The 2,086-nt window shown below is 73.7% G+C and carries 3 protein-coding genes; all 3 read left to right on the top strand.

The features are described 5' to 3' along the window. Nucleotides 1–973: 973 nt before the first annotated feature. The gene (locus ACV4UX_RS18925; protein ID WP_491594831.1) at nt 974–1,219 is read left to right on the top strand and encodes a hypothetical protein; all 246 of its coding nucleotides are present in this window, start codon (nt 974–976) and stop codon (nt 1,217–1,219) included. A 33-nt stretch (nt 1,220–1,252) separates the two neighbouring features. After that, nucleotides 1,253–1,510 carry a tetratricopeptide repeat protein gene (locus ACV4UX_RS18930; RefSeq protein WP_491594832.1) on the top strand — a complete coding sequence of 86 codons (258 nt, stop codon included), beginning with the start codon at nt 1,253–1,255 and terminating at the stop codon, nt 1,508–1,510. A 9-nt stretch (nt 1,511–1,519) separates the two neighbouring features. Further along, on the top strand, nt 1,520–2,086 hold a 567-nt coding region (locus ACV4UX_RS18935), incomplete at its 3' end, for a tetratricopeptide repeat protein (RefSeq protein ID WP_491594833.1).

Consider the following 2,086-nt stretch of genomic DNA (forward strand, 5'->3'; position numbering starts at 1 on the left):
GAAAGCCCCCATCGCCGGGCTGGACCAGTCCGGCGCGCCCGCGCCAGCGCCCGTGTCCGCGCCAGCGCCCGTGTCCGCGCCAGCGCCCGTGCAGCCTCAGCCAGCCGCCCCCGCGCGGGCGCCCGTGAAGGCTCCGGCGCAAACCCAGCCCTCGGCGCCAGCCTCTGCGCAGGCTCCGGCGCAGCCCTCGGCGCCTGCCCCTGCCGGTCCCGCTCCCGCACAGGCTCCGGCCGCCTCCGTGCAGGCCCCGATCCAGGCGTCGGCTCCTTCCGCGCCTCCTCAGGCTCCCGCTCCCGCCGTCCCCGCGCGGGAGAGCGCGGGGGCCATCGGCGTGGCCGCACCCCAGGCCCCCGGTCCAGGCGCGTGGCGCGACGCCAGGCAGGCCCCGGCCTCCACTGGCCCTGCTCCGACGCAGGGCGTCGTCCCGGCCCCTGCGTCCGCCCCCGACCCCTCCCAGGCCGCCTCGACGCAACCGGGCGGCGTCAAGGGGAGCATCGGCGGCGCGGCGCAGCCTCCCGCGTCCGCCACGCCCGCAGCCCCGGCTCCCGCTCCGGGCCCTGCCGCCTCCGCGCCGTCCCAGGCCGCTCCGCAGGGCAGCGCCCCTCAGGCCGCAGCGCCCAACCCTGCCGCCTCCTCCCAGACCGCCGGAGGCAACGTGGGCGGGGCCATCGATTTTACGCGCACCGCCCCTCAGGCCGCCCCCGCAGCCCCGGCCGCCCCCGCAGCCCCTGTCGTTCAGCAGCCTTCCGCGCCGACCGCTCAACAGCCAGGCGCTCCGGTCGGCGCCAAGGCTCCGAAGCGGCAACCCGCCCAGAAGGCCCCGGCTCCCGCGCAGCCTCAAGGCGCGGCCGACTCCAAACCCTCCGCGCCGCAACCCGTCCAGCCGCCCGCCCAGCAGGCCCCGTCCGCCGCGCCCGGGCAGGCGGCGCAGCCGTCCGCCCCGTCCGCGCCCGCCGCTGCGGCTCCGGCGGAAGTGAAGGGCAGCATCGGGCAGGCCCTGGATCTTTCCAAGGTCGATCCCCCCGTGCAGGAGGCTCCGGCGCAGCCCGCACCAGGGCAGCAGGCCGCCGCCCCCGCCGGCCTGCAGCCGCCGGGCGGTCCGTCGCCGCTGCCAGCGCCCCCGGCCCAGGGCCAGGATGCCCCGCCGCCCGCCGCCGGGCAACAGGGGCCGCCCGCCAAGGACACCCTTTCCAACACCACCTTCTTCATCACCGGCTAGCAGGCCTTCGCCCGGGGCGACCTGGACAAGGCCATGGAAGTGGCGCGCCTCACCCTGGAGAAGCCCGAGACCGAGATCACCAACGAGCTGCGCGAGCAGGCGCTCTATCTCCAGGCCGAAGTGCTCTTCGCCCGCAACAAGGACAAGATGCCCGAGGCCTTCGTGGAGACCAACGACGCCCTCCAGCAGGCCCTGAACTTCAACACCAAGTCCCAGCGCATCCCTCGCGCGCTCATCAAGCTGGGGTCCATCAACCTCAAGCAGGGAAACCTCCCCGAGGCCAGGGCCTAGTTCAACCTCATGCGCAACAAGTACGGCCTCGACGAGGACATCCCCCTCATCGACGTGTACTGGGGCGAGCACTACCTCGAACAGGCCCAGAAAGGCGACGCGCGGGCCAACTACGAACGCGCCGCCCAGGCCTACAAGGACGTGCTCCAGAAGCACCCCGAAAGCCGCTTCGCGCGCGACGCGGCCCTGGGCCTCTCGCGCACCCTCCTGGAGCTGGGCGAGTACGGCGAGGCCTCCAAGATCGTGGACTACGTGGACAAACGCTGGCCCCGCTACTACGTGGAAAACCCCTCCATGCGCCGCGTGGCGGCCGACATCGCCTACAAGCTGGGCGAGTTCGAGAAGGCCAAGGACGACTACCTCTGGTTCTACAACCTCGTCCCCGAGGACAGCGCCAACGACCTCGTCCTTGCCCGCCTGGGCGACGTGAACGCCAAGCTCGGCAAGCGCGACGCGGCCCGCGAATTCTACGACATGGCCATTCGCAACTACCCCGGCAAGGAGGGCGCGCTCATGGCCATGATGCGCCTGGCCGAGCAGGGCATCAACGACGCCCCCACCCTCCAGGAGATGTTC

It is taken from the genome of Fundidesulfovibrio sp., from assembly GCF_058402725.1.

Coding starts and splice junctions, on each gene's coding strand:
- ACV4UX_RS18930 (WP_491594832.1), top strand. CDS start 1,253: ATGGAAGTGGCGCGCCTCACCCTGGAGAAGCCCGAGACCGAGATCACC.